Here is a 25,748-nt window from a genome sequence, read left to right on the forward strand (position 1 = left end):
TCGGAGGGCCCGGCCCGTCTTGGTCGCGGCCCGCCCCACCACGTAGTTTTGAGCATCATGGACACGCCCAAATCCCTGTACCGCAAGCTCGCCTTGGCCGAGATGGTCACCTGGACCATCCTGATCATCGGGCTCATCCTGAAGTACGCGGCGGACATGCCGCTGGCCACGCGCATCGGCGGCTCGATCCACGGTTTCGTGTTCCTGTCCTACGCCGCCGTGACCATCCTCGTGTGGGTCAACCAGAAGTGGTCCTTCGGCCGCGGCATCCTGGGCCTGGGTTCGGCGATCATCCCCTACATGACCGTGCCGTTCGAGCGCTCCACCGAGCGCGCCGGCAAGCTCGACGGCCCGTGGCGCTTCCGCGACACCGACGAGGCCCCGCGCACCCTCCCGGAGAAGGTGCTGGCCCCGATCGTGCGTCACCCGCTGGCCGCGGCCGTGGCGATCCTCGTTGCCGTCGCCATCGTGTTCGCCCTGCTGCTCAACGCCGGTCCGCCGACCGAGTGGTTCAGCTGACCCACGTGACCGCGCCGACTTCCGGCGGCGCCGTTCCGGGGCCCGACGTCCTCGCAGCGGTGCGCTCCGCCTTCCCCGACGTGACGTGGCAACGCGTCCATTTCCCCGACCAGGGCCTCGACCACCATGTCGCCGTCCTGTCGGGGGTTTCCGGCATTGCCGGGGTCGAGGACGGCGGAGACCGCTCGCCCACCGTCGTCGCCCGTCTGGCCATCGCGCCGGGGGTCGTCGGCCGCGCGGACGTCGAGGCGGGCGTCCTGGCCGCCGTCGATCGGCGCGCGCCGGCCCCCGTGCCGGTGGCGCTGGCCACGGACTCCGACAGCCTCACGCTGGCCCGGCACATCCCAGGAGGGCCTTTGTCGGATGCGGTGTGGGCTTCGCTTGACGACTCCCGCCGCCGCACCATCGCCGCCCACCTCGCGGGCACTCTGGACGCCGTCCACGGACTGGACCCCGCCGAGCCGATGCTGGCGGGCGTGGGCGCGTCATGGTTCCCCGTCAAGCACGCGAAGTTGACCGACGCCGTCGCCTCTCACGTCCTGCCGGTTCTCGATGGCCGCGATGCGGATGCGACGCGGGCGATCATGGAGCAGGCCGAGACCACGTTCATCCGGGAACCGGTCTCACCGCGGCTCGTCCACGGCGACCTCCACGAAACCCATCTGCGGTGGGACGGTGGCGCGGACGCCGGCGGGGCCGGGACATCCTTCGGCCTCATCGACTTCTCCGACATGACCCTGGCAGATCCCGCCATCGACGTCGCGCACCTGTCCGGCATCTCCCCCGAGCTGCACCGGCGGGTCATCTCCGACCTGGCGGCCGCCGACGAAGATCTCGAACGGCGCGCGGGCATCTACTCCCGGTGGGACGCGGTGTTCCTGCTGGCCGACCACCTCACGACGGGAAGAACCCCGGAAACGACGGCGCGCGCCCTGTTCGGGCGCGCGCTGGAGTCGATCCGGGGTCTGTGAATCCCAGTCGCCGAGGCTGAGCCGTCGGCGGTGTACGCGGCGCCGGGGCTGCGCCCGGCACCACGGCCTTACGCGTCGAGCTCGGCGAGGACCTCGTCGGAGATGTCGGCGTTGGAGTACACGTTCTGGACGTCGTCGGAATCCTCCAGGGCGTCGACGAGGCGCAGGAACTTCTTCGCGCCGTCGGCGTCGAGGGCGACCTCGGTGGCCGCACGGTAATCCTGCTCGGCGGAGTCGTACTCGATGCCGGCGTCGACCAGCGCGGTGCGCACGGACATCAGATCGGTGAAGGCGCTGACGACCTCGAAGTTCTCCTCGAGATCGTTGACCTCCTCCGCGCCCGCGTCGAGCACGGCCATGAGCAGGTCATCCTCGGTCAGGCCGGACTCGCCCTTGGGCACGATGACGACGCCCTTGCGCTCGAACATGTACGACACCGAACCGGAATCGCCCATGTTGCCGTTCTGCTTGTTGAACGCGGAACGAACGTCCGACGCCGCACGATTGCGGTTGTCCGTCAGGCACTCGACGATGACGGCGACGCCACCCGGGGCGTAGCCCTCGTAGACGATCGTCTCCCAGTCCGAACCGCCGGCTTCCTCGCCGGAACCGCGCTTGCGGGCGCGCTCGATGTTGTCGTTGGGGACCGAGGCCTTCTTGGCCTTGCGGATCATGTCGTCCAGCGTCGGGTTCGCCGAGGGGTCGCCACCGCCGGTGCGCGCCGCGACCTCGATGTTCTTGATCAGCTTGGCAAATTCCTTGCCGCGCTTGGCATCGTTGGCCGCCTTCTTGTGCTTGGTGGTCGCCCACTTGGAATGGCCCGCCATCTGCTGGTCCAAACTCCCTTTTGTCTCGAGGATGCCGACGGCCCCTCGACCGGGGCCGACCGGTCCGCCGGACCAATTCCGGCGGTCGTGGCGATTATACAGGCACGACCCGCCGGATCCCGCAGGCCATTTCGACCGGCGGGCCGACTCTCACCCGACGTCCAGGCCCGCGCACTCCCGCAGGAACAACCGGTGCACGCGGACGTCCCCGTCGACCTCCGGGTGGAAGCTGGTGGCCATCACCGCACCGTCGCGCACCGCGACGATGGCGCCTTCGGCCGGCCCCTCCGGCACCGTGGCCAGGATTTCGACGCCCTCGCCGACCGTTTCCACCCACGGCGCGCGGATGAACGTGGCGGGCACGGGATCGTCGATGCCGGCGAAATCCAAATCGGTCTCGAAGGAGTCCACCTGGCGGCCGAAGGCATTGCGCCGCACCGTGGCGTCGAGCGCCCCCAACTGGACCGCGTCCTCCCGGGTGTCCAGCACGGTCGAGGCCAGCAGGATCATCCCCGCACAGGTGCCGTAGGCCGGAAGACCACTCCGCAGGGCGTCGGAAAGCGGCTCGAGCAGGCCGTTGAACCGCATGAGCTTCGACATCGTCGTCGACTCGCCGCCCGGGAGGATCAGCGCGGCCAGTCCATCCAGATGCTGGGGCAAGCGGACCTTGCGGTGGGCCACGCCGAGCTCGTCCAGGACCCGCTCATGCTCGACAACGCCGCCCTGCAGCGCCAGCACGCCGACGACGGGCCGGGAAACCGAATCAGTCAAAGTTCTCCCCCGGCTTCGACTTCGACGCAGGGGTGAACGGCACCGGCTCCACGCCCGGCGGCAAATGCCGGGTCAGGCCCTCCTGGGTCACCACCGCCACCAGATCACCGGCGCGGTTGAAGATGCGCCCGTGGGTCAACGCGCGCCCCGCGTGGGCCGAGGGCGACACCTGGTCGTACAACAGCCATTCATCGGCGCGGAACGGGCGCAGGAACCACATCGCGTGGTCCAGGCTCGCCTCCTGCAGCTTCACGCCGGGATGCGGGACCTTCGCCGACGACAACAGCGTCATGTCGGACATGTACGCCAACGTGGACACATGGAAGGTCTCGTCGTCCGGCAGACGCTCCTTCGACCGGAACCACACCACCTGCTGCGACGGGGTGTACGGGTTGTGCGAGTACTGGTCGGCGGGGACGACCCGGATGTCCCAATCCGACCACTCCGCGAACAGGAGCCGGCGGGCGCGGGGCATGGTGGAGACGTCGACGACGACGTCCTCCGGGTCCGGCACGTCGCGCATGGTGTCGGAATGCTCGATGCCCGTGTCGCCGCGACGGTGGAAGCTGGCCTGCATCATGAAAATCGTCCGCCCGTCCTGGACCGCGCGGACGTGGCGATGGACGAAGGAACGCCCGTCGCGGATGCGGTCGACGAGGTACGTCGTCGGGATGTGCGGGCGGCCGGGGCCCACGAAGTAGGCGTGCAGCGAATGAACGGCGAACTCGGCGTCCACCGTCCGCGTCGCCGCGGCCAGCGCCTGCCCGGCGACCTGGCCGCCGAAGGTGCGCTGGAGAACCGATTCGATGACGGGGCCGCGGAAGATGTCGCGGTCGATGCGCTCGAGGTCGAGTACTTCGCGGATGTCAGGCATGGTGTCCAGTATCCCCGATCGCCCCCGTCAGCGCGCAGCGGCCCCCGCCTGGGCCAGCGCGGCGTCGATTTGCTCGCCCAGCAGCGGGGCGAGCGATCGGGCGTAGGCGTTGGTCATGTGGTCTCGGTCGCGGTAGACGACGATGTTGCCGATGACCGGCGAGCACCAGTCGAACTGACAGAACCAGTCGGCGGTGTCCGCGGACCAGGCCGTCGGCCATTGCGAAAGAACCCGGTCGGCGGGGTTTTCCGGCTCGTAGATCCGGGACCGGGGCACGGCGCAGTTGGGCCAGTCGTCCTGCTGGCGCATGCACCGGTTGGGGTAGAACGGCGTGCCGTTCTCGTCGACGAGGCGCGGGTTGTCGCGCAGCCCGAGGAATGGGATGCCGTGGTCGGCCAATTCGGCCCAGAAATCGTCGGCGCCGACGACGACCTGCTCGACTTCGCGGCGTTTCCCGCGCGACGAGGTGGTGCTCACGGAGACGACGAGTTCGGGATCGAGCTCGACGAGCCGGTCGATCGCGCCGCGCGACCACGTCACGCAATCGCGCTCGACGAACCAGGACGTCCGCAGGGTCAGCGGGCACGCCTCGCGCAGCATCGTCACGACGCGGAAGCCCCGTTCCAGGCCGAGCATGTGCAGCGGTTCGACGTAGGTGTCGGCGTGGGAATGGCCGACGATGGCGACGGTCATGTCCGCGTCGACGTCGCCGTAGACGCAGTCGGGGTACTCGTCGGTCGGCGCGTCCATCTTCACCAGACACCCGTCCCGCCACGATCGGGTGCCGATGTGCTCGGGCAGTTCCGGGTACGGCTCCGCAGTGGGCACCTCGATGCTGCCGTCGGCGGCCATTGCCCCGGGGTAGACGGCCGGATCCAACTCGCGGGAGTCGATGCGGTCGAGGTGGGCGATCCACGCCGTGTTGGCGAACAGTCCCGCCACGACGAGTGCGCCGATGACGGCGGCCGCGGCGATCTTCGGTCTGCGGCGCGGCGTCGGCTCCGCGGTCGACTCCGGGGCGGCGGGCGTGTCGGGCGTGTCGGGGGTGTCGGCGGTGCGTCGCGGCCCCTGCTCCTGGAGGGGCTTTTCGACGTAGTTGTGGGTCGCATCGGCCAGCAGCAACGACAGGCCGATGACCACGAGGCCCAACCACACCGGCACATCCCAGTTGCCGGTCGCATGGGCGATGAGGATCAGCAGCGGCCAGTGCCACAGGTAGAGCGGATAGGCGACGCGACCCAGCCACTGCATGGGCGCCGACCGCAGGACGTCGCCGGTGCGGCCGGATCCGTCGGACAGGACGATCAGCGCGGCGCCGCCGATGGGCAGCAGCGACAGCGGCCCGGGAAACGCGGTGGTGTCGCGAATGACGAATCCAGTGGCCACCATCATGGCGACGCCGGCGAACGACGCGGCGCCGCTCAGTGACGCCGGCACGCGCAGCTTATGGCCGTAGACGGCGAGCACGCCGCCGAGCGTCATCTGCCACAACCGCGTCCACGTCGAGTAGTAGTCGTCCATCCCGCCGTACAGTCCGCCGCGCGACGCCCACGCGAAGGAGGCGATCGTGGCGACGATGAGCAACGGCCCGACGAGGCGGCGGCGGAAGAAGGGCCATGCGGCGCACAGCGACCCGACCAGGATGGCCATGAAGTAAAACTGGCCCTGCACCGACATCGACCACAGATGCTGCAGCGGGCTCGGTGCCGTCGTCGCAGCGGCGTACGCCGCCTCTTGGTCGATGAGCTCCCAGTTGAGCACGTATGTCAGCGCCGCCCGCACCTGCCGGGTCAGCTGCTCCGACATCCAGTCGGGGGCGAACATGACCAGGATCAACGCCGACCCGGCCATCGCCGTCACCAGCGACGGCACGAGGCGGCGGATGGTCCGCAACAGGGGCCACAGCGGGTTGGCCAGCGCCCCCGGGCGGCCCGCGTAGCGGATCTGCGAGCCGAGGAAGAAGTACCCGGCCAGCATGAGGAACACGTCCACGCCGCCGGACACCCGGCCGACGAAGACGTGGAAGACGACCACGAGCGCGATGGCGAGGCCGCGCACTCCGTCCAGGTCAGTGCGGCGCGCGGCCGGTGCTCCCCCGCTCACCTTCTCGCCCCCGTGCCCGTGGTCGGTGTTACCAGCCGCGCTCGGCCAGGCGATGCGGCTGCGGGATCTCGTCGACGTTGATGCCGACCATCGCTTCGCCGAGGCCGCGGGACACGTCGGCGACCACCTTCGGGTCGTCGTAGTGCTGGGTGGCCTGGACGATGGCCTTGGCGCGCTCGGACGGGTTGCCGGACTTGAAGATGCCCGAGCCGACGAAGACGCCCTCGGCACCGAGCTGCATCATCATCGCGGCGTCGGCCGGGGTGGCGATGCCGCCCGCGGTGAACAGCACCACGGGGAGCTTTCCCTTCTCGGCGACCTCGCGGACCAGCTCGTACGGGGCCTGCAGCTCCTTGGCCGCGACGTACAGCTCGTCGGGGGCCATCGACTTCAGGCGGTTGATCTCGGCGCGGATGGTGCGCATGTGGGTCACCGCGTTGGACACGTCGCCGGTGCCGGCCTCGCCCTTGGAGCGGATCATGGCCGCGCCCTCGTTGATGCGGCGCAGGGCCTCGCCCAGGTTCGTGGCGCCGCAGACGAACGGCACGGTGAAGTCGAACTTGTCGATGTGGTTGGCGTAATCGGCGGGGGTGAGAACCTCCGACTCGTCGATGAAGTCGACGCCCAGGGACTGGAGCACCTGCGCCTCGACGAAGTGGCCGATGCGGGCCTTCGCCATGACGGGGATGGACACGGCCTCGATGATGCCCTCGATCATGTCCGGATCCGACATGCGGGACACGCCGCCCTCGGCGCGGATGTCGGCGGGAACGCGCTCGAGCGCCATGACGGCGGTGGCGCCGGCGTCCTCGGCGATCTTCGCCTGCTCCGGGGTGACGACGTCCATGATGACGCCGCCCTTCAGCATCTCGGCGAAGCCCCGCTTCACGCGGGCGGTGCCGTGGCTGGTGTTGTTGTCGGAGGTGGTCAACGAAACCTGCTTTCTGGAGGTTCAATCCGGTGTTCGTCCCGGGCGCCGCGCGCCCGACGACTGACAACTATAGACCCGCCTATAGACCGTGCCGTCTAGCGACCCCGAATTTCGTTCAACGCCCCTGCGGGGCTTCCACCGACGCGTCGAAATACTCGGGAATCGGCGCGGTTCCGGCCAACCGCAGGCCCCGCACCAGCGGGCGCATGCGCAGCATCCGGGTGTCGGTGACGGCGTCATTGTAGAACCGGCGGGCCAGCTCGACGCGGGTGGTCGCGTCGTGCAGCTCGATGGCCAGGGCGGCCTCCGGGGGACGCGCGTCCAGGGCCTCCGCCAGCTTCGCGCCGAGGGTGTTCTCCGCGTCGGCGCGGGCATGCGGGTCGGCCGACGTCAACCGGCGCGCTTCGGCGCGGGCGACGTCCGGGCCAAGTTCCGGGTACGCGGCACGGGCGACGGCGCCGCGTCGACCGAGTGCGGCCTCCAGCGACGACCGCGCGAGGTCCGTGCGCACGTGCATCCGGTTCAGGCGCGTCGCCGTCGCCGACGCCAGCAGCGCCGCCACGAGAAGCACCACGGCCAGGATCGCGAGCACGACGGCCCACCACGGTACGAGGATCACGAGACGACCACCTTTTCCCCGTCCATCCGGACGGTGTCGTAGACCTGCAGCACCTTATCGGCGATCGTGGACCAGTCGAACTCCCCCGCGCGCTCGTGCCCGGACGCCACGAGCCCCGCCCGCCGGTCGTCGTCGGAAAGCAAGGAGATGACCGTGCGGGCGAGATCCGCGGAATCGCCGTTGCGGAAATGGTCGCCGAATCGGCCGTCGTCCAGGACGAGGCGGAAGGCGTCGAGGTCGGAGGAGATCACCGCGGCGCCGGCGGCCATGGCCTCCACGAGCACGATGCCGAAGCTCTCGCCGCCGCGCTGTGGGGCGACGTACGCGTCCGCCGATTTCAGCGCCGCCGCCTTGGCCTCCTCGGACACGCGCCCGGTGAAGCGCAGCACGTCGGCGTGTTCACCGGCCCGCCGCACCGCCTGGGCCCGGTCGCCGTCGCCGATGACGAGGATCTCCAAGTCCGGGAACACCCGCCGCATGGCGGGCACGGCGTCGAGGAGGACGGGCAGACCCTTGCGGGGTTCGTCGAAGCGCCCGAGGAACACCAGGCGTTTCGTTCCCGGCGGCGGCGCACCGATTTCGGGCACGTCGGCGGCGTCGGGCGCGGCGGCGTAGTCGGCCACGCGCACGCCGTTGGGGATGAGAACCGGGTCGCCGCCCAGCTGCTCGACCTGCCAGCGCCGGGCGACCTCGGACACGGCGATGCCGCCGCGGATCCGCTCGAGCATCGGCCGCAGGAAAGGGGTGGCCAGCTTCAGCGCCAGCGATTCCGTCGCGGCCGAGTGGTACGTGGCCACGATCGGCCCGACCGCCGCGCGCACGGCGAGCATGGAGTAGCTGGGCGAATTCGGTTCGTGGATGTGCAGGACGTCGAAGTCCCCGCGCTCGATCCACCGCCGCACCTTCCGCGCGGTCACGGGACCGAACGCCAGCCGCGCCACCGACCCGTTGTACGGGATCGGGATCGCGCGCCCGCCGCGCTCGACGAAGTCGGGCACCTCGACGGTCGGGCCGGCGGGCCCGATGAGGCTCACCTCGTGGCCCCGGGCCCGGAACTCCTCGCAGAGGTCGATCGCGTGCGCCTGCACGCCGCCGGGCACGTCGAACGAGTACGGGCAGACCATTCCGATGCGCATGGCTCAGTCCCCCGCCTTTCCGTTCGCGTCCGGCTCGGTTGCTTTGCGACGCCTGCGCGCCTGCCGGTCCGCCGTCCACAGCGGCTGCAGCATGTGCCAATCCGCGGGATGCGCCGCGATGTCGGACTCCATGAGTGCGGCGCAGTCCTGGACGACGTCCGCCACGTCGCGGCCCTCGGCGGGAACCGCGGGGTGGACCTTCAGCCCCCAGTCGTCGCCGTCGAACCACAGGCCCGCCACATGCAGTGCCGCGCCGGTGTCGCGGGCGAGCTGCGCCGCGCCGATGGGCATGATCGTCTTCTCTCCGAAGAAGTCCACCTCGGCGCCGCGGCCGCCGAAATCGCGTTCGCCGACGAGCGCCACGACTCCCCCGGCGTCCAACCGCGCCCGAAGCCCGGCCATCGGGGGTTCGCCTCCGGTCAGAGGCAGAATCTCGAATCCGAGGCCTTCCCGGAAATCGACGAAGGCGTCGTAAAGCTCCTCGGGCCGCAGGCGCTCGGCGACCGTGGTGAAGCCTCCGAAGCGCCGTGCCGCCCACATGCCGGCCATGTCCCAATTGCCGGAGTGCGTGACCAGCAGGATGATGCCGCGGCCTGCGGCGGCGGATTCCTCCAGAAGCCCGCGACCGCGGATCATGCCGCCGATGCGCTCGGCCAGCTCCGGGCCGGCGATGGCGGGCAACCGGAACGCCTCGACCCAGTAGCGCAGATAGCTGCGCATCGACGCCTTGACCAGCGCGTCGGGGACCTCGTCGGCGGGCAACCCGGTGACGCGCGCCAGGTTGCGGCGCAGCTGCTCGGGCCCGCGGCCATCGTCGGAAAACCGGTCGGCGGCCTTCATCGCCGCCCACATGACGGGACGCTCGGGCAGCTTGCCCACGATCTTCCAGCCGGCCAGGTAGCCGAGCGCGGCGACGTCATCGCGCGTGCGCGGCAACCTCATGCGCGCTCCCCGGCCGTGCGATCGGCGTCGCGGGCGCCCTTCGGCGGAGCGATGCACTCGCCGGCGCCCGGGTTGCGGCCGACCATGACCAGGCGCTGCACGACCGTGAACACGGAGCCGACGGCCAGCAGCCACATGGAGATCTCCACGGCCCACGGCACGCCGAGGCCGTGGATGCCGATGCCCACCAGCGCGATGATCAGCCGCTCCGGGCGCTCGACCAGGCCACCGTCGACCGCGAAGCCCGACGCCTCGGCGCGGGCCTTGACGTAGGAGGTCACCTGACCGGCGACCAGGCAGATGAGCACCGCGACGATGAGGTGACCGGGCGCCCCGTGGGAATGGATCACCCACCAGAGGATCGCGCCGAAAAGCGCGCCGTCGGTGATTCGGTCGCAGCTGGCGTCGAGCACCGCGCCGAAGCGGGTGCCGCCGCCGCGAAGGCGCGCCATCGTGCCGTCGAGCAGGTCGAACGCCGCGAACAGACCGGTGAGCACCGCCGCCGCGAACAGGTGCCCGGTCGGGATCAGCGTCACGGAAATCACGATCGCCGCGACCGTCCCGAAGATCGTCATCGCGTTGGGCGACACGCCCATCGAGTTCAGCGCGCGGGCGATCGGCTCGACGACGGGTGCGATCGGCCTGCGGCCGCGGGCGCTGAGCATGGTCGGTCCTCTCGGTTGATCCTCGTGGGTGGGCGGGCGCTACCAGGCGTCGGCCAGGATGGCGCGGGTGTCGCGCAGCATCTGCGGCAGCACCTTCACCCCGTCGATGACGGTCATGAAATTGGAGTCGCCGGACCACCGGGGCACGACGTGCATGTGCAGATGCTCCCCCACCGAACCCCCGGACGCACGCCCGAGGTTGAAGCCGACGTTGAGCGCGTGCGGCCGCGAGACCTTCTTCAGGGTCCGGATCGCCCGCTGCCCGAAGGCCATCAACTCCGCCATCTCCTCGTCGGTGAGGTCCTCCAGGTTCGCGACCTGGCGGTACGGCACCACCATGAGATGCCCGGCATTGTACGGGTACAGGTTGAGCACGCAGTAGACCAACTCGCCGCGCGCCACGATCAGCGCGTCCTCGTCGGAACGCTCCGGCAGCTCGACGAACGGGTTGCGCGAACGAGATTCGCTTGACGACGACCCCTCGTCCCCGTCGCCGGCCCGCGCCTTCGAGGCGCCGTTGTCCGCGATGTAGTGCATCCGGTACGGCGCCCACAGGCGCTCGAGGCGATCCGGTTCCCCGGCGCCCCGATCGACGAGGGTGTCTTCGGGGTGGCCGTCAGCGTCGTGAAGCAATGTTCTCACCGTCGGGCTGGTCGTTGATCCGCTCCGCGACCCAGGAGGCGACGAGATCGGCGGCCTCGGCCACCGGCACGCCGTTGATCTGAGAGCCGTCGAGGAAGCGGAAGGACACCGCGCCGGCCTCGACGTCGCGTGCACCGGCCAGCACCATGAACGGCACCTTCGCCTGCGTATGGTTGCGGATCTTCTTCTGCATGCGGTCGTCGGAGACGTCGACGTGCGCACGCAGACCGCGGGACTTCAGCTCCGCGACGAACCCGTCCAGGTGCGGGATGCAGTCGTCGGCGACCGGGATGCCCACGACCTGCTCCGGGGCCAGCCACGCCGGGAACGCGCCCACGTAGTGCTCCAGCAGCACGCCGAAGAAGCGCTCGATGGAACCGAAGAGCGCGCGGTGGATCATGATCGGGCGCTTCTTCGTGCCATCGGACGCCGTGTACTCCAGGTTCATGCGCTCGGGCATGTTGAAGTCGAGCTGCACGGTGGACATCTGCCACGTGCGGCCGATGGCGTCGCGGGCCTGGACGGAGATCTTCGGGCCGTAGAAGGCCGCCCCGCCCGGATCCGGCACCAGGTCGAGACCCGAGGCGTCGGCGACGCGCTGCAGGATCGCCGTGGAACGCTCCCAGATCTCGTCCGAGCCCACGAACTTCTTCTCGTCCTTCGTGGACAGCTCCAGGTAGAAGTCGTCGAGGCCGTAGTCCTTGAGCAGCGAGATGATGAAGTCCAGGACGTCGGTGAGCTCCTGCTCGAGCTGCTCGTCCGTGCAGTAGATGTGCGCGTCGTCCTGCGTGAAGCCGCGCGCGCGGGTCAGGCCGTGGACGACGCCCGACTTCTCGTAGCGGTACACCGTGCCGAACTCGAACATGCGGATCGGCAGCTCACGATAGGAACGGCCGCGGGAACCGAACACCAGGTTGTGCATCGGGCAGTTCATCGGCTTGACGTAGTAGTCCTGCGGCTGCTTCGTGCAGTTGCCCTCGGCGTCGTACTCGCCGTCGAGCTGCATCGGGGGGAACATGCCCTCCTTGTAGAAGCCCAGGTGGCCAGACTGCTCGAACAGGTCGCCCTTGGTCACGTGCGGGGTGTTGACGAAGTCGTACCCAGCCTCGATGTGGCGGCGGCGGGAATGCTGCTCCATCTCGTTGCGGATGATGCCGCCCTTGACGTGGAAGACCGGCAGGCCCGAACCGATCTCGTCGGGGAAGCTGAACAGGTCCAGCTCCGCACCGAGACGGCGGTGGTCGCGCTTCTCCGCCTCCAGCAGCATGTCCAGGTAGGCGTCCATGGACTCCTTGGACTCCCACGCGGTGCCGTAGATGCGCTGCAGGCCGGCGTTGGACTGATCGCCGCGCCAGTAGGCCGCCGAGGACCGGGTCAGCGTGAACGCCGGGATGTAGCGGGTGGTGGGCACGTGCGGGCCGCGGCACAGGTCGAACCACTCGGTCTCGCCCGTGCGGGGGTTGACGTTGCGGTAGCCGGTCAGCTCGTTTCCGCCCACGTCGACCGTGGCGTCCTCATTGGCGTCGATGTCGCCGGACGACTTGTCGGCGATGAGCTCGAGCTTGTACGGCTCCTGCGCCAGCTGTTCGGAAGCGTCGTCCGGTGACTCGAAGACGAAGCGCTCGAACTTCTGGCCCGACTTGATGATCTTCTTCATGCGCTTCTCGATGCGCTTGAGATCTTCCGGCGTGAACGGCTCCGCGACGTCGAAGTCGTAGTAGAAACCGCCGTCGATCGCCGGGCCGATGCCCAGCTTCGTGCCCGGGAACTCCGCCTGCACGGCCTGCGCCAGCACGTGGGTGGTCGAGTGGCGGATGACCCCGCGGCCGTCCTCCGTGTTCGCGGCGACGGGCTCGACGGTCTCGTCGACGGCCGGAACGTAGGAGAGGTCTCGCAGGTCACCGCGCGGGTCCCGGACGCAGACGATGGCGTCGGGGCCCTTGTTCGGGTAACCCAAGTCCCGCATGGCGGCGCCGGCGGCGACGCCCGCGGGAACGGTGAACGGGGCGGGGATGGTGATGGCTTCGGACACGGCTGGCGTGGCTCCTTCTGGCGGAATCGGGCGGGTGTCGCATACCTGGCGACCCCCGCGGACCCCACAACCTTAGCGCCCCGGGGCGGCTCAGTCTTCCAGGAGGTCCTGGGCCCAGTACTCGTCGCCCGCGGTGCCGCGGGGCATGGCGAACACGGCCGAACCGATGTGGAAGATCCACTCGTTGAGGCGGTCCGCCTCCGCCAGGCGCTTCTGAATGGGATCGAACTGCTCCAACGGGTTCTTCTGGTAGCAGATGAAGATCAGCCCCGTGTTGGACGTGAAGCGTCCGTCGGGCTCAGGCGGCAGGTCATAGTTGTAGACGCGCCGCAAGATCTTCTGGTTCGGGAATTCCTTCGGCGGCATGGAACGGGCGACGTGGCTGTTGCGGTCGATCACCGGCAGCCCGTATTCGTCGGTGGCGTCCAAATCCACCGGGTCGAACTCGTTCTCCTTGCCCAGGGGCGCGCCGGTGTCGAGCGTGCGGCCCGCGACCTCCTCGCGGCTCGGACGGTCGAGGATGTCCCACCCGTCGATGTCCATTTCGATGCGCCGCACGACCATCGCGGAACCGCCGCGCAGCCAGTCCGGGCCCGAGTCGATCCACACGACCCGGTCAAAGTCTCCTTCTTCCCGAGGGTTGACGGTGCCGTCGAGCTGGCCGAACCGGTTGCGCGGGGTCGCGGTGGGCTCCTTCGCGCCCTTGGCGTTGAGAAAGCCCATCTGCACCCACCGCACGTCGACGTAGGGCGCCCCGTTCTTGATCATGAACCGCGCCGCATGGGACAGCATCAGCGGATCATCGCAGCAGATCTGCAGGCACAGATCGCCGTCGTTCCACTCGTCCCGGAGCTGATCGGTCGAATACTCCGGGAGCGGATCCAACCAATCCGGCTTCTGGTCCTCCCGCTCCGCGACGGTGAAGAACTCCGGCCCGAAGCCCACGGTGAAGGTCAGGTTCGCCGGGGCGTCGTACATCTCGGGTTCCAGGTCCGTGCGCGGCGGCTCGCCCTTCGACATGCGCCGCGCGTCCTGAGTCCACACCCGCATGAGCCTGCGGAGCCGGTCGCGGTCGACGTCTTCCTTGATGTCGAACGCGATCAGCCACAGGTTGGCCTGGGCCGGCGTGGCGATGCCAGCCTGGTGTTCGCCGTCGAACTCGACGGTCTGCGTCTGCAGCGGAGGCCGCTCCGGCTCGTCCGGCTCGCGTTCGAGTCCGATGGCCGCGGCGTTTCCCGCGGCGGCGACGCTCAACGCGCCGGCCCCCGCGCCCGCCCCGAGTCCGGTGAGGAAACGGCGGCGGGACAGGTTGCTGCTCATGCGGGTGGTGCTCCTGGTTCTCATGCGGTGGTGAAGCTGATCGTAAAGCTGATGGTAGAAAGGCGTAGGCGGGCGGCCGACCTCGAATGGGCCGACTCGCCCGCCCGCGGGGACGGCCTAGTGGCCGGAGTGGTCCTCGCCTTCCTGGTTCATGTTCTTCATCTCGCCGTCGTCGCCCATGCCCGGGTTGGACAGGGAGCCGTCGCCGGCGTAGTCCTCTTCGCCGGCCGGCTGGACGCGGACCTCGACGTCCTGCGTCAGCGTCGAACCGTCGGAGAACTCGAAGACCACGGTGAACTCCTGGCCCTGCTCCATGGCCTCGTCGTTCTTCATGATCATCAGGTGGTCGTCGCCCGGGGCCAGCATGTGCTCGCCGTTGGCCGGGATCTTGTGGCCGCCGTCGATCTTGAACATCTTGCCGTCCTTGGTGGCGTGCTGCTCGAAGACGGTGCCTTCCTTGAGGCCCTCGACGCGGAAGTCGACGAGCTCGATCTCCTCGTCGGTGTTGTTCTTCAGGATGCCGAAGAGGCCGGTCATGCCCTTCTCGGCCGGCTTCTCCTTGATGTAGGCGTCCTCGAAGGTCACGGCCGCCGACGCCTCGGCCTCGGTGGACTCCGACGCGGTGGTCGTGGTGCCTTCGGCCGCGGTGGAGTCCGCGGAGTCGTCGGTCGAGCAGCCCGCGAGGACGAGGGCGATCGCGGCGGAGCCGGCGACGAGGGCCTTGGTGGTGCGGTGGAGCTTCATGGGGATCAATCTGCCTTTCGGTTGACGACGGCCACTCCGGCGACGACGGCGAGGATGACGGCGATCAGGCCGCCGCCGGCGACCCACGCCCAGGTGGGCACGCCGTCTTCCTCGTCGAGGTCCGATCCTCCCCCGGCGTTGACCTGGTGGTCTCCGACGGAGAAGGACAGCTTGCCGCGGGTGGAGTGCCCGTCTGACGAGGTGATCTGGAACCCGACGATGTACGCGCCGGGGCCCGGGTCCAACGAATCGGGGACGTCGAAGGCGATGACCTGGTCGGAAAGTTCCGGCTGCTCGGTGAGCAGAACTTCCTTCGTGTTCGCGTCGCTGATGGCGACGGTGTTGAAGGACTCGCGCGGAATGCCCGAAAAGGTCATCTCGATGCGCCGGGGAAACTCGTCCAGATTCTGCCCGTCGGCGGGCGTGGAGGCGATGACGGAGTCATGCGCATGTGCGACGGGGGCCAGATGGGGCCCGTTCAGGGCGGGCGCGATCGCCAACCCCGTCGCGAGCGTCGCGGCGATCGCCGTACGCCCGATGAAGCTTTTGCGCATGTGCACCGGCATTGTCCTCCATGGCCGCTGGGGGCCGTCTCGATTGCGGGAACCGGGTGAGCCGCACGTTCTGCGCACGACTCATCCAGTAGTCGGGGAATCGCGTCGATTGGTTCCCGCGATGATCCGCGACACCCCGTCGAATACCCCCGAGTGTACCCGGACCCTGCGTTAACTTCGATTACCTCGCCGGTGATCCACGCTACTCGGCACCAACGGCTCGCATTTGCACCGGCCCCCGCCCCCGGACACGAAAAAGCCGCCGGAGGATTGACCTCCGGCGGCTGCGGTAGTCCCAACTGGGTTCGAACCAGCGACCTTTCCGGTGTGAACGGAACGCTCTTCCGCTGAGCTATGGGACTGCACGTACTCGGGAGTCGCTCCCGCTTACGGGTGATTAAGTTAGCACGCCTTTCGGCGGCGGCCTAATCGCATGTTCACCGCGTGTTTGCACGACTTTGCGTGACGACGGCCCGCGGTCGCACCGGAGCATCCTTCTTCCCGCTCGGCTCTCCAGCCGACTCCTCGGCCGACTCTCCGGACTTCCCGGGCCCGGACACCTCCACCCCTCCGCGCCCGTGTCCGCCCCAACGACCGGAGCCACATCCGGAGTCGGGGCTCAGGCGATGGCCGGGGCGCCGATGAAGCCGCGAACGTCATCAAGCGGAACCCGAATCGGCTTACATGCTGGGGATTTGCAGATTTTCCGCGAATCCCGCTAATGTTCTTCTCGCACCGCAAGCGGGGCACGGGCAACCGGGCAAGCGCAACGGAACGCAGTGCGGATGTAGCGCAGCTGGTAGCGCATCACCTTGCCAAGGTGAGGGTCGCGGGTTCGAGTCCCGTCATCCGCTCGGATTTTCTCCGGAGAGACACCATCTGGTATAACTTCTGAGTGAATCACGAGAGGCGGCAACGCCACGGTGGAATGGCCGAGTGGTGAGGCAACGGCCTGCAAAGCCGTGCACACGGGTTCGATTCCCGTTTCCACCTCGCATCAAATTGCATAAGCAGTTTCTGCACAAGCGCGTTTAGCTCAGCGGGAGAGCGCTTCCCTGACACGGAAGAGGTCACTGGTTCGATCCCAGTATCGCGCACCAAGGCACTTGGTGCCTCACGCGGATGTAGCGCAGCTGGTAGCGCATCACCTTGCCAAGGTGAGGGTCGCGGGTTCGAGTCCCGTCATCCGCTCCACATCCCCGCCGGATCTTCGGATCCGGCGGGGTTTTGCTTTGCCCCGTCGCGTTGGGCCACGATCCGCCCCAGGATCCACCGCCCACCGGCTCCGGTCCACGCAAAAACCCGCCACCGCGTCAAACGTGCGGTGGCGGGTTCGTCGTGAAGCAGACGCCGGCGACTACTGGGCGCCGAGGTCCTCCTGGCGGGCGCCGAGCTCCTCGTCGATGCGCAGCAGGCCGTGGCCGTCGGCGCCGATCAGCTCGATGCGGCCGATGATGTTGCGGACGGTGTCCTCTTCCTCGATCTGCTCGTTGATGAAGAAGTCGAGCAGCGGGCGGGAGTCGACGTCGCGCTCGTCGGCGGCGAGGTTCCACAGGTCGCGAATGGAGGCCGACACCTTCTCCTCGTGCTCGAGGGCGATGCGGAAGGCGTCGATGGCCTTTTCCACCTTCACCTCCGGTGCGGCGATGGCACCGAGGCGGGCGTGGTTGTCGCGGGCGGCGAGGTGGTCGATGAACTTCTCGGCGTGGACGATCTCCTCCTCGGACTGCGCGCGCATCCACTGAGCCATGCCGCCGAGGTCGAGGCGGTCGAGTTCGATGGCCAGCTGGCGGTACACGTTGGACGCCTGCATTTCCAGGGTGACCTGGTCGTTGAAGGCCTTTTCGAGCTTGTCGTTGAGTCGCATGCCGCAAGGATATGCGTATGCCGATAAATACGACAAGGATTATTCGGCTTCGCGAAGAAGGCTGGCCTAGCCTCGGATGGTTGGCGCACTTGACGCTGACGAAGAAGGGCGCGCATCGATATAGGCTCACGTCCATGAAGTGGCTCGGAGAAATCGAGGCCCGCGGTCGCGCCGCCGGAGCCGGAGACGGCGCAGGTGCCGGCCCCACCGACGGCGCCGACGTCGGTGGCGGCGTCAGTGGCGGCGATGTGCTCGCTCGATTCGTTCCTCCCCTCGACGGAGTGACGCTCATAGCGGTGACCTCGCTCGATGGGCGCGCCGCGATCGACGGGGTCTCCGGCGGCCTGGGCAACCCGGCCGACGCGGCGCTGCTGCAGGCCGTGCGGGCCGTCTCCGACATCGTCGTCGTCGGTGCCGGCACCGCACGCGCCGAGAACTACGGGCCGACGGCTCCCCCGACCCGGCTGGCGGTGCTCAGCCGCAGCTTCGACGTGGATCCGGCATCCCGGCTGTTCGACGATCCCGCCAGTCCCCCCATCCTCATCGGTGGCGCCGGGGCCCCTCCGGAGCGTCGTACAGCACTCGCGGAGGCGGGGGCGACGCTCGTCGAACTCTCGGACACCGCGCCGGAGCAGGTTCTCGCTGCTTTACGACGGCTCGGGCACACCCGGATCGCCCTCGAAGGCGGACCCGGCGTCTATCGCGAGCATCTCCGCGCCGATGTGGTGGACCGGGCGTTCCTGACCCTCTCGCCGATGATGGTCGGCGACGGGCCCGCGACGTTCGGTTCGCGCGACGCCACGGGAGCTTCCCCGCTGCCCCTCGATTTCCGGGCGGAGGCGGCGGCGTTCTCCGACTCGCACCTTTTTGTCCGCTATTCGAGGGTGCGCGCCGGGTAGCTTCGTAGCCGTGACTACCTCCCCGACGACGCTCGACGGTGCCCGCGCCCGGCGGATGGTGGCCCCGATGCTGTGGCCACTGGCGATCTTCCTGATCATCCACCGCGCGTGGGCGCTGCCCAACCAAAGCGGCGGCACCGACGACTTCACCACCGTCTGGCGTGCCCTCGTCCGCTTCAGCGACGGCAACCTCGTCTACACGGCCAACTACGCGCACGTGGACCCGCATTACCTGTACTCCCCCGGCGGCACGCTGGCCCTGCAGCCGGTGACGTGGCTGGGCGATTACGACACGGCGCGGATGTGGTTCATCTTCGCCCAGGCGGCGGGGATCATCGCGACGGTCCTCATTCTCCTGCGATTGTGCCGCGTTCCGCTGACCAGCTGGATCGTGCCGATGACACTGTCGCTCGTGTTCCTCACGGAGGCGGTGACCAGCACGCTGCGCTTCGCCAACGTCAATGGCACGCTGCTGCTGGCGCAGGTCCTGTTCATCGTCCTGCTGCTGCGCGACCGCCGGATTCTCGCGGGCCTCGTCATCGGACTGGCCATCACGGTCAAGCCGATCGTGGCACCGCTGCTCTTCCTCGCGTTCGTGCGCAAGGACTGGTCGACCATCGTCGTCGCGGCGGCCGTTCCGGTCGTGTTCAACATCGTGGCCTGGCCGATGGGCGCCGATCCGATGGCGTACGTCGAGCGGACCATGCCGTACCTCGGCGAGGTCCGGCTCCACGCCAACGCGTCGATCTCCGGCGAGCTCCTCTACTTCGGCGCCCCGGAGCTGCTGGTCAAACTGTGGCTCATCGCTTTCGCGGCGCCGGTCATCTTCGCGCTGGTCCTGCTGCTGCGGTGGCAGTGGCGCGACGAGATCTTCTGGGCCCTGACCACTTCGGGCGTGCTCATGACGGGCGTGCTGCTGCTGAGCTCCCTGGGCCAGCAGTATTACGCGCTGCTCATCCTGCCCACGGTGATCGGCGTGTTCCACGCGATCTTCGGCGCGCCCGACGCACAGGGCGACGCGCCGCGGTCGGTGGTGCTCAACGTGCCGGCGGGCCTGGCCATCACCATGTTCTATTTCACGCTGAACTGGTTCATGGACGACTACGCCGTCGGTTCCCAGCTGTGGATCCAGGTCATGGCGTGGATCGGCTGGATGCTGCTGTGCTTGACCATGTTCGCGATGCTGATCAAGTGGACCATCGAGGAGCACGCCGCCGGCTACGACTGGCTCGGCCGGAAGGGCGCGTCGTCCTTCTTCGGGCGCCGCGCGGCGTCCGATGGAACACGGGGCGCCTCCCGCGGCGTTGCACCGGGTGATCGCCCCGGCGATCGTCCCTCCGGCGCCGCGGGGTCACCGGACTCCTCTGGATCGCCGGGCTCGCCTGGATCGATGGAAAGGACCAACGCATGACGGACCAGAACACCACCGACTGGAACCTCACCGACGACGAGTGGCGCGCGCGCCTGAACCCCGAGGAGTTCCGTGTGCTGCGCCGCGCCGGCACCGAGGCGCCCTTCGTCGGCGAGTACACCGACACCGAGACCGAGGGCGTCTACTCGTGCCGCGCCTGCGGAGCCGAGCTCTTCCGCTCGACGGAAAAGTTCCACTCCCACTGCGGCTGGCCGTCGTTCTTCTCGCCGCTGGCCGGCGACGCCGTCATCGAGCGCGTCGACGACAGCCTGGGCATGCGCCGCACCGAGGTGCTCTGCGCCCGCTGCGAGTCGCACTTGGGCCACGTATTCACCGGCGAGGGCTACCCCACGCCGACCGACCAGCGCTACTGCATCAACTCGATCTGTCTCACCCTCGAGGAAAAGCCGGTCACGCCGTAGGCCCGTCATCGCTTGACGACGAACGACGCCCCCGCAATCCGATCGGTGGATTGCGGGGGCGTCGGTCGTCGTCAAGCCGAGGCGGAGGTCCTGCCGGACCCCGGCCGAGTGCTACGGCAGGGCGTTGATGATCTCCGCGACGTCATCGACGCGGCGGCCCGTGTGGAACGGGATCTCCTCGCGGACGTGCAGGCGTGCCTCGGTGTAGCGCATCTTCCACATGAGGTCGACGATGCGGTCGAGCTCCGGGCCCTCGAAGGCCAGGATCCACTCGTAGTCGCCGAGCGCGAAGGCCGGGACGGTGTTGGCGCGGACGTCCGGGTAGTCGCGGCCGGCCTGGCCGTGCTCCGACAGGATGCGGCGGCGGTCGGCCGGCTCCAGCAGGTACCAGTCGTAGGAGCGCACGAACGGGTAAACCGCGATCCAGCGGCCCGGCTCCTCGCCCATGATGAACGACGGCAGGTGAGACTTGTTGAACTCCGCCGGGCGGTGCAGCGCGGCGTTCGACCAGTGCGGCGTGGAGGCGCGGCCGAGCGGGGTCTCGCGCAGGAAGGCGTTGTAGAACGCCTGGACGTCCTCCATCTTCTCGGCGTGGACCCAGAACATGAAGTCGGCCTCGGCGCGCATGGCGGAGACGTCGTAGAAGCCGCGGACGATGAGGTCGACGTCGTCGGCCTCGTAGCGCTTCAGGAACTCGCGGGTCTCGGCGACCGCCGCCTCGCGGTCATCGCCCAGCGCCCCCGGGGTCACCTTGAACGTGGACCACATGGTGTAGCGGATGGTGTCGTTGAGCTTCTTGTAGTCGAGCTTCGCCATGAACGGCCGTCTCCTTGAAGTCGGTGGTGATGGTTGATTGCCGGGGTGGGCACTGCAGAACAGGCTACCCTCGCCGGCACGTGCCGGAGCCGGGTGACCGGGGTGGTCCCGATCACCCGCGCGGCTCAGGCGAGGTCGTTGATGATCTTCGCCGCCGCCGCCTTGGCGTCGGCGATGCACGCCGGGATGCCCGGGCCGCGATGCCACGCGCCGGCCGCCGCGACGCGCGGGACGTCGTCGAGGGCGGCGTCGGCGAAACGCATGAGATCGCCGTGCCCCACGCCGTAGCGCGGGATGCCGCCCCACCAGCGCTGGACGACGACCTCCGCCGGCTGACCGGCGAAGCCCGTCAACGACTCGAGGTCGGCCAACGACTTGGCGGTGAGCTCCTCGTCGGACAAGTGCACGAGCGAATCGTCGCCGAAACGGCCGAAGGAACCGCGGACGACCGCGCCGCCGCGCTCCCCGAGGTGCGGCCACTTCTTCGACGAGAACGTGAACGCCTTCGCGTCGACCGGCGCGTCCGCGGCGATGAGGATGCCGGAGTAGTCCGGCAGGCCCTCGGCGTCGTCGAAGCGCATGGCGACCACGGCCGACGAGGCCAGGTCGATGGCGCCGATGATCTCCGCGGCATCGGGGGCGACCGTGGCCAACAGCGCGCCGGTGGCCGGGGCCGGCGCAGCGAGCACGACGGCGTCGGCGTCGAGGATGCGGCCGTCCGTCAGGGTGACGGCCTTCGAGGCTCCTGCTCCCCCGGCCTCCGCATCGGCGATGGACTCGACGCCCACGCCGAGTTCCAGCTCCGGGGCGGCCTGCTCCACGAGCGCGTCGTAGACCTTGCGGTAGCCGTTGCGGAACGTGCGGAAAATCGGTGCGGCGACGGCGCCGGAGGCGAGCCGCGCCTCGTTGGCCTCGGCGCGCTGATCGAGCACGCGCCGCGCGGCGGCGGTCAAGCTCACCGGCTCACCCACCGCGGTCATCGCGTCGAGCGCCCCCGCCAACTGCGGGACCGTGGCGCGCAGACCGAGGTCGTCGGCCAGGCTGGAGTACACGCCGCCGAGCAGCGGCGACACCAAATGGTCCACGACCTCGCGGCCCAGCCGGGATTCCACCAGCTGGCCAAGATTCACGTCATCGCCGTGCACCCAGTGCAGCGGCGCGGTGACCTCGGGATCACCCTCGGCGTCGATGCGGGCGCACGTGTCGTCGGAAAGCAGGCCCTGCAGGCCCTCCGACGACGCGGGGACGCCCATGACCGTGGTGCGAGGCATGGCGCGGAGCTCGCCCGCGGCGTAGATCGTCGACGGCATGCCCGACGGGACGACCAGCTCGTCGGAGAGGCCGAGGCCCTCGAAGAAGTCCGTGGCGTCCTTGCGGAAGCCCAGGTACGCCTCGGCGCCGACCTCGATCGGCCCTTCGGCCGTGTCGACGGTGCGCAGCTTGCCGCCGACCCGGTCATCCGGATCGACGACGACGATGCGCGCGCCCGGGCCGAGGCCCCGGCGCAGCTGGAACGCGGAGACCAGGCCGGTCAGGCCCGCGCCCGCGACGACAACGGTCAGCGGTCGGACGCTCACAGCTCGTGCACCATCTTCACGGTGCGGGTGATCGCGTCGGCGTCGGTGTTCGGCGGAACGCCGTGGCCCAGGTTGAAGATGTGGCCCCGGGCCGTGCCGCGCTCGATGGCCCGATCGGCCTCGCCGCAGATCCGGCGGACCTCCGACTCGATTGCGGCGTCGCCGGCGAAGAACATCGCGGGGTCCAGGTTGCCCTGCAGCACGCGGGCGTGGGAGGCCCGGTCGCCCGCCGGGTCGGCGGCGGCCAGGGTATTGGAGATGCGCTGGGCGGCGGCGTCCAGCGGCACGCGCCAGTCGACGCCGACTACCTCGGAGCCCGCCTCTGCCATGGCGCCGAGCAGCTCGCCGGTGCCGACGCCGAAGTGGATGCGCGGAATGCCCGCGTCGGCGACCTCCTCGAAGATCGCCTGCGAGTGCGGCAGCACGTGGCGGCGGTAGTCACGCTCGGTGAGGAAGCCCGCCCACGAGTCGAACAGCTGCAGCGCGTCGATGCCGGCGTCGATCTGGGCGCGCAGGAAGCCCGTGACGATCGGCGTGATGCGGCGCATCAGCTTGTCCCACAGCTCCGGCTCGGAGTGCATGAGCGCCTTCGTGCGCTCGTGATTGCGCGACGGGCCACCTTCGACCAGGTAGGACGCGAGGGTGAACGGGGCGCCGGCGAAGCCGATGAGCACCTGCTGGTCGGTCAGCTCGTCGAGGATGCGGGCGATGCCCTCCGCGACGGGCGCCAGGGTGTCCGGGTCGAGCTCGGGCAGCTTGTCGATGTCCGAGGCGGTGCGGATCGGCTCGGCGACGACCGGGCCGCGGCCGGCCACGATGTCGAGGTCCACGCCGGCGGCCTTGACCGGCACGACGATGTCGGAAAAGAGGATCGCCGCATCGACGTCGTGGCGGCGCACCGGCTGCATGGTGATCTCCGCCAGCAGCTCCGGATTGAAGCACGAGTCGAGCATGCCGACGTCCTTGCGGATCTCGCGGTACTCGGGCAGGGAGCGCCCCGCCTGGCGCATGAACCACACCGGTCGGCGGGACGGGGTGCGCCCGGCGGCGGCCTGCAGGAACGGGGCGTCGGACAAGTTGCGGCGATTAGACATGACACCATCATGCCCCATACGGCATCGGAGATACCGCCGCCCCCTTCGCGGCGCGCCTCCACGGACGGGGCCTCCCGCGCCGCTACATTCAAGCACCGTGACCGCCACCGAATCCGCCCCGCAGCCCTTCCGCGACGCCGTCGAGTCGATGCACGCCGCGCACGTGCGCGCCGAGATTTCGCTGGGCGACATCAGGCCCCCGCAGAAGCTGGCCCCGTTCAGCCACGCGATCGGCCTGGAGGTTGTGCACCCGGAGACCGACCTGGTCCCGGAGACCTCCGAGGGCGACGCTTTCGGCCGCCTGATCCTGCTGCACGATCCGCGGGCCGAGGAGTCCTGGTCCGGTGCGATGCGGCTGGTCGCCTACATCCAGGCCGACATGGACGCCGACGTCGCCTCCGATCCCCTGCTGCCCCAGGTGGCGTGGCAGTGGCTGACGGAGGGCTTCGAGGATTGCGGCGCCGGCTTCAGCAACTTGGGCGGCACCGTGACCACGACGAATTCCGTGCGCTACGGCGAGATCGGCGGCCCGCCGGAGGCCTTTCAGCTGGAGATGCGGGCGTCCTGGACCGCCGAGGACATCGACCTCGCGCCGCACGTCGAGGCCTTCTCCCGCGTGCTCGCGAACGTCGCCGGGCTGCCGCCGGAGGGCGTGTCCGAGCTGGTCCGCTAGCCGCTAGTAGTAGACCGCCAGACGGCCGCGCGGCCCGTCGACGACCTCGACCGGGGTGTCGAAAACCTCGGTGAGGATGTCGTCGCGCATGATCTCCTCCGGCGTGCCGAAGTGGACGATGCGTCCGTTCTTCGCGGCGCAGATGCGGTCGGCGTAGTGGCCCGCGAAGTTGATGTCGTGGAGCACGATGACGACCGTGCGACCGAGCTCCGTGGCCGCGCGGTGCAGGTGCTGCATCATCTGGACCGAGTGCCGCATGTCCAGGTTGTTCAGCGGCTCGTCGAGGAGGATGTAGTCGGTGTCCTGCGCCAGAACCATGGCCACGTAGGCGCGCTGGCGCTGACCGCCCGAGAGCTCGTCGAGGTAGCGGCCCTCCAGCTCGGCGAGGCCGAGGAAGTCGATGGACCGGGTGATGATCTTCTCGTCCTCCGGCGTGATGCGCCCCTTCGAGTACGGGAAGCGCCCGAAACCGACGAGCTGGCGCACCGTCAGGCGCGTGACGAAGTGGTTCTCCTGCCGCAGGATCGACACGATCTTCGCGAGGTCCGCGGACTTCGTCGACGTGACGTCGTAGCCGGCGACCTCGATGGAACCCTCGTCCATGCCGACCAACCGGCCGATCATGGTCAGCAGCGTCGACTTGCCGGCGCCGTTGGGGCCGACGAGCGCGGTGACGCCGCCGGCGGGGATCTTCAGGTCCACCGGACCGATGGAGACTTCGTCGTTGTAATGCTTGGCGACGTTGGTCAGCGTGATCACAGACGGCCCTTTCGCAGGATGTAGATGAGGAAGAACGTGCCGCCGACGACCTCGATGATGATGCCGACGGAGCCTTCCGCGTAGAAGAAGTTCTTGAGCACGAAGTAGGAACCCGACAGCACGACGAAACCGGTCAGCCACGCGATCGGGAAGACGTGGCGGTGGTCGTAGGTGTCGGCGAGCTGGTACGCGATCATGGCGACGAGGAAGCCGAGGAACGTCATCGGGCCGACCAGCGCCGTGGACACGGCCATGAGCATCGACACCATGATCAGGACGATGATGGTGTCCTTCTTGTGGTTGACGCCAAGGTTCGTGGCCGTCTCGCGGCCCAGGCCGAGCACGTTGAGCTTGGTGGAGCGCAGCCACAGCACGCCGCCCGCGAAGGCGATGATGGGCAGGCTGACCAGCAGGTAGTCGGTGTCGGCGTTGGCGATGGAACCGATCAGGCGCGCGGTGAGCACGTCGAACTCGCTGGGGGTGAGCATGCGCTGCATGAACGTCGACAGCGCGCCCATGCCGCCGCCGAGGATGATGCCGACCAGCAGCATGATCTGCAGGTTGCCGAAGCGGCCGCCGA

The 25,748-nt window shown here is 69.0% G+C and carries 26 protein-coding genes and 5 tRNA genes; 10 read left to right on the forward strand and 21 right to left on the reverse strand.

What is annotated here, in order from left to right:
* The first annotated feature begins 57 nt into the window (after positions 1-57).
* The gene (locus tag GX015_RS12340; protein WP_291345445.1) at positions 58-519 is read left to right on the forward strand and encodes a DUF3817 domain-containing protein; all 462 of its coding nucleotides are present in this window, start codon (positions 58-60) and stop codon (positions 517-519) included.
* 5 nt (positions 520-524) lie between these two features.
* Positions 525-1,490 carry an aminoglycoside phosphotransferase family protein gene (locus tag GX015_RS12345; protein WP_291345446.1) on the forward strand — a complete coding sequence of 322 codons (966 nt, stop codon included), beginning with the start codon at positions 525-527 and terminating at the stop codon, positions 1,488-1,490.
* 68 nt (positions 1,491-1,558) lie between these two features.
* Here GX015_RS12345 and GX015_RS12350 read toward each other — a convergent pair whose 3' ends face one another.
* The 15 genes from GX015_RS12350 to GX015_RS12420 form a co-directional block, all read right to left on the reverse strand.
* Positions 1,559-2,317: a YebC/PmpR family DNA-binding transcriptional regulator gene (locus tag GX015_RS12350; RefSeq protein WP_102211987.1), complete on the reverse strand. Its 759-nt coding sequence runs from the start codon at positions 2,315-2,317 to the stop codon at positions 1,559-1,561.
* A 150-nt stretch (positions 2,318-2,467) separates the two neighbouring features.
* Positions 2,468-3,088 (reverse strand): pyridoxal 5'-phosphate synthase glutaminase subunit PdxT, encoded by a 621-nt coding sequence (gene pdxT, locus GX015_RS12355; protein ID WP_257995824.1) that lies wholly within the window; start codon positions 3,086-3,088, stop codon positions 2,468-2,470.
* Entirely contained in the window at positions 3,081-3,962 is an 882-nt protein-coding gene (locus GX015_RS12360) for an acyl-CoA thioesterase II (RefSeq protein WP_291345447.1), read from the reverse strand. Before GX015_RS12360 ends, pdxT begins: the two co-directional genes overlap by 8 nt.
* A gap of 27 nt (positions 3,963-3,989) precedes the next feature.
* Entirely contained in the window at positions 3,990-6,065 is a 2,076-nt protein-coding gene (locus tag GX015_RS12365) for an acyltransferase family protein (protein ID WP_291345448.1), read from the reverse strand.
* 28 nt (positions 6,066-6,093) lie between these two features.
* Positions 6,094-6,996, reverse strand: coding sequence for a pyridoxal 5'-phosphate synthase lyase subunit PdxS (pdxS, locus tag GX015_RS12370; protein ID WP_291345449.1), 903 nt, complete (start codon positions 6,994-6,996; stop codon positions 6,094-6,096).
* Positions 6,997-7,111: 115 nt separating this feature from the next.
* Complete coding sequence (locus GX015_RS12375) at positions 7,112-7,615, reverse strand: NUDIX hydrolase (protein WP_291345450.1); 504 nt, start codon at positions 7,613-7,615, stop codon at positions 7,112-7,114.
* A complete protein-coding gene (locus GX015_RS12380; protein ID WP_291345451.1) occupies positions 7,612-8,751 on the reverse strand; it encodes a glycosyltransferase family 4 protein in 1,140 nt (379 codons plus the stop codon). Before GX015_RS12380 ends, GX015_RS12375 begins: the two co-directional genes overlap by 4 nt.
* 3 nt (positions 8,752-8,754) lie before the next feature.
* A complete protein-coding gene (locus GX015_RS12385; RefSeq protein WP_291345452.1) occupies positions 8,755-9,693 on the reverse strand; it encodes a phosphatidylinositol mannoside acyltransferase in 939 nt (312 codons plus the stop codon).
* On the reverse strand, positions 9,690-10,358 hold the full coding sequence (gene pgsA / locus GX015_RS12390) for a phosphatidylinositol phosphate synthase (RefSeq protein WP_291345453.1): 669 nt from the start codon (positions 10,356-10,358) through the stop codon (positions 9,690-9,692). The genes GX015_RS12385 and pgsA overlap by 4 nt, the downstream gene beginning before the upstream one ends.
* A 39-nt stretch (positions 10,359-10,397) precedes the next feature.
* The gene (locus GX015_RS12395) at positions 10,398-10,991 is read right to left on the reverse strand and encodes an HIT domain-containing protein (protein WP_291345454.1); all 594 of its coding nucleotides are present in this window, start codon (positions 10,989-10,991) and stop codon (positions 10,398-10,400) included.
* Entirely contained in the window at positions 10,975-13,032 is a 2,058-nt protein-coding gene (thrS, locus tag GX015_RS12400; protein ID WP_291345455.1) for a threonine--tRNA ligase, read from the reverse strand. Before thrS ends, GX015_RS12395 begins: the two co-directional genes overlap by 17 nt.
* Before the next feature lie 90 nt (positions 13,033-13,122).
* A complete protein-coding gene (locus tag GX015_RS12405) occupies positions 13,123-14,352 on the reverse strand; it encodes a Dyp-type peroxidase (protein ID WP_291345456.1) in 1,230 nt (409 codons plus the stop codon).
* A 117-nt stretch (positions 14,353-14,469) separates the two neighbouring features.
* The gene (locus tag GX015_RS12410; RefSeq protein ID WP_120982816.1) at positions 14,470-15,096 is read right to left on the reverse strand and encodes a copper chaperone PCu(A)C; all 627 of its coding nucleotides are present in this window, start codon (positions 15,094-15,096) and stop codon (positions 14,470-14,472) included.
* A gap of 5 nt (positions 15,097-15,101) precedes the next feature.
* A complete protein-coding gene (locus tag GX015_RS12415; RefSeq protein ID WP_120984098.1) occupies positions 15,102-15,650 on the reverse strand; it encodes a copper resistance protein CopC in 549 nt (182 codons plus the stop codon).
* A 290-nt stretch (positions 15,651-15,940) separates the two neighbouring features.
* Positions 15,941-16,012: transfer RNA gene (locus tag GX015_RS12420), tRNA-Val, on the reverse strand.
* Positions 16,013-16,431: 419 nt separating this feature from the next.
* Between GX015_RS12420 and GX015_RS12425 the strand changes: the two genes are divergently transcribed.
* The 4 genes from GX015_RS12425 (at position 16,432) to GX015_RS12440 (ending at position 16,844) form a co-directional block, all read left to right on the forward strand.
* A tRNA-Gly gene (locus tag GX015_RS12425) sits at positions 16,432-16,504 on the forward strand.
* Positions 16,505-16,572: 68 nt separating this feature from the next.
* A tRNA-Cys gene (locus GX015_RS12430) sits at positions 16,573-16,643 on the forward strand.
* Positions 16,644-16,675: 32 nt separating this feature from the next.
* Positions 16,676-16,750: transfer RNA gene (locus tag GX015_RS12435), tRNA-Val, on the forward strand.
* 18 nt (positions 16,751-16,768) lie between these two features.
* Positions 16,769-16,844, forward strand: a tRNA-Gly gene (locus tag GX015_RS12440).
* A 163-nt stretch (positions 16,845-17,007) separates the two neighbouring features.
* Here GX015_RS12440 and GX015_RS12445 read toward each other — a convergent pair.
* A complete protein-coding gene (locus GX015_RS12445; protein ID WP_291345457.1) occupies positions 17,008-17,517 on the reverse strand; it encodes a ferritin in 510 nt (169 codons plus the stop codon).
* A gap of 134 nt (positions 17,518-17,651) precedes the next feature.
* Between GX015_RS12445 and GX015_RS12450 the strand changes: the two genes are divergently transcribed.
* The 3 genes from GX015_RS12450 to msrB are packed head-to-tail and all read left to right on the forward strand — an operon-like array spanning position 17,652 to position 20,249.
* Positions 17,652-18,416, forward strand: a complete 765-nt coding sequence (locus GX015_RS12450; protein ID WP_291345458.1) for a dihydrofolate reductase family protein — start codon at positions 17,652-17,654, stop codon at positions 18,414-18,416.
* Between the two features lie 10 nt (positions 18,417-18,426).
* A complete protein-coding gene (locus GX015_RS12455; RefSeq protein ID WP_291345459.1) occupies positions 18,427-19,827 on the forward strand; it encodes a glycosyltransferase family 87 protein in 1,401 nt (466 codons plus the stop codon).
* Entirely contained in the window at positions 19,824-20,249 is a 426-nt protein-coding gene (gene msrB, locus GX015_RS12460; protein ID WP_291345460.1) for a peptide-methionine (R)-S-oxide reductase MsrB, read from the forward strand. Before GX015_RS12455 ends, msrB begins: the two co-directional genes overlap by 4 nt.
* 111 nt (positions 20,250-20,360) lie before the next feature.
* On the opposite strand, the gene hemQ is transcribed toward msrB, so the two are convergent.
* The 3 genes from hemQ to hemE all read right to left on the reverse strand — a co-directional run bounded on the left by hemQ (position 20,361) and on the right by hemE (position 23,736).
* Positions 20,361-21,065, reverse strand: a complete 705-nt coding sequence (gene hemQ / locus GX015_RS12465) for a hydrogen peroxide-dependent heme synthase (protein ID WP_291345461.1) — start codon at positions 21,063-21,065, stop codon at positions 20,361-20,363.
* A 125-nt stretch (positions 21,066-21,190) separates the two neighbouring features.
* Positions 21,191-22,642, reverse strand: coding sequence for a protoporphyrinogen oxidase (gene hemG / locus GX015_RS12470; RefSeq protein WP_291345462.1), 1,452 nt, complete (start codon positions 22,640-22,642; stop codon positions 21,191-21,193).
* Positions 22,639-23,736 carry a uroporphyrinogen decarboxylase gene (gene hemE, locus GX015_RS12475; protein ID WP_291345463.1) on the reverse strand — a complete coding sequence of 366 codons (1,098 nt, stop codon included), beginning with the start codon at positions 23,734-23,736 and terminating at the stop codon, positions 22,639-22,641. Before hemE ends, hemG begins: the two co-directional genes overlap by 4 nt.
* Before the next feature lie 97 nt (positions 23,737-23,833).
* On the opposite strand from hemE, the gene GX015_RS12480 reads away from it, so the two are divergent.
* Positions 23,834-24,409 (forward strand): DUF3000 domain-containing protein, encoded by a 576-nt coding sequence (locus GX015_RS12480; RefSeq protein WP_291345464.1) that lies wholly within the window; start codon positions 23,834-23,836, stop codon positions 24,407-24,409.
* A gap of 3 nt (positions 24,410-24,412) precedes the next feature.
* Here the strand turns inward: GX015_RS12480 and GX015_RS12485 are convergent, their stop codons facing one another.
* On the reverse strand, positions 24,413-25,168 hold the full coding sequence (locus GX015_RS12485) for an ATP-binding cassette domain-containing protein (protein WP_291345465.1): 756 nt from the start codon (positions 25,166-25,168) through the stop codon (positions 24,413-24,415).
* A partial coding sequence (locus tag GX015_RS12490) for an iron chelate uptake ABC transporter family permease subunit (protein ID WP_291345466.1) occupies positions 25,165-25,748 on the reverse strand: 584 nt, incomplete at its 5' end. The genes GX015_RS12490 and GX015_RS12485, both read right to left, overlap by 4 nt.

The sequence above is a fragment of the Corynebacterium sp. genome, from assembly GCF_012837295.1.
Classification (GTDB): Bacteria; Actinomycetota; Actinomycetes; order Mycobacteriales; family Mycobacteriaceae; genus Corynebacterium.

Coding starts and splice junctions, on each gene's coding strand:
- GX015_RS12340 (WP_291345445.1), top strand. CDS start 58: ATGGACACGCCCAAATCCCTGTACCGCAAGCTCGCCTTGGCCGAGATG.
- GX015_RS12450 (WP_291345458.1), top strand. CDS start 17,652: ATGAAGTGGCTCGGAGAAATCGAGGCCCGCGGTCGCGCCGCCGGAGCC.
- GX015_RS12350 (WP_102211987.1), bottom strand. CDS start 2,317: ATGGCGGGCCATTCCAAGTGGGCGACCACCAAGCACAAGAAGGCGGCC.
- pgsA (WP_291345453.1), bottom strand. CDS start 10,358: ATGCTCAGCGCCCGCGGCCGCAGGCCGATCGCACCCGTCGTCGAGCCG.
- GX015_RS12385 (WP_291345452.1), bottom strand. CDS start 9,693: ATGAGGTTGCCGCGCACGCGCGATGACGTCGCCGCGCTCGGCTACCTG.
- GX015_RS12360 (WP_291345447.1), bottom strand. CDS start 3,962: ATGCCTGACATCCGCGAAGTACTCGACCTCGAGCGCATCGACCGCGAC.
- msrB (WP_291345460.1), top strand. CDS start 19,824: ATGACGGACCAGAACACCACCGACTGGAACCTCACCGACGACGAGTGG.
- GX015_RS12445 (WP_291345457.1), bottom strand. CDS start 17,517: ATGCGACTCAACGACAAGCTCGAAAAGGCCTTCAACGACCAGGTCACC.
- hemQ (WP_291345461.1), bottom strand. CDS start 21,065: ATGGCGAAGCTCGACTACAAGAAGCTCAACGACACCATCCGCTACACC.
- hemE (WP_291345463.1), bottom strand. CDS start 23,736: ATGTCTAATCGCCGCAACTTGTCCGACGCCCCGTTCCTGCAGGCCGCC.
- GX015_RS12410 (WP_120982816.1), bottom strand. CDS start 15,096: ATGAAGCTCCACCGCACCACCAAGGCCCTCGTCGCCGGCTCCGCCGCG.
- GX015_RS12415 (WP_120984098.1), bottom strand. CDS start 15,650: ATGCGCAAAAGCTTCATCGGGCGTACGGCGATCGCCGCGACGCTCGCG.
- GX015_RS12380 (WP_291345451.1), bottom strand. CDS start 8,751: ATGCGCATCGGAATGGTCTGCCCGTACTCGTTCGACGTGCCCGGCGGC.
- GX015_RS12405 (WP_291345456.1), bottom strand. CDS start 14,352: ATGAGCAGCAACCTGTCCCGCCGCCGTTTCCTCACCGGACTCGGGGCG.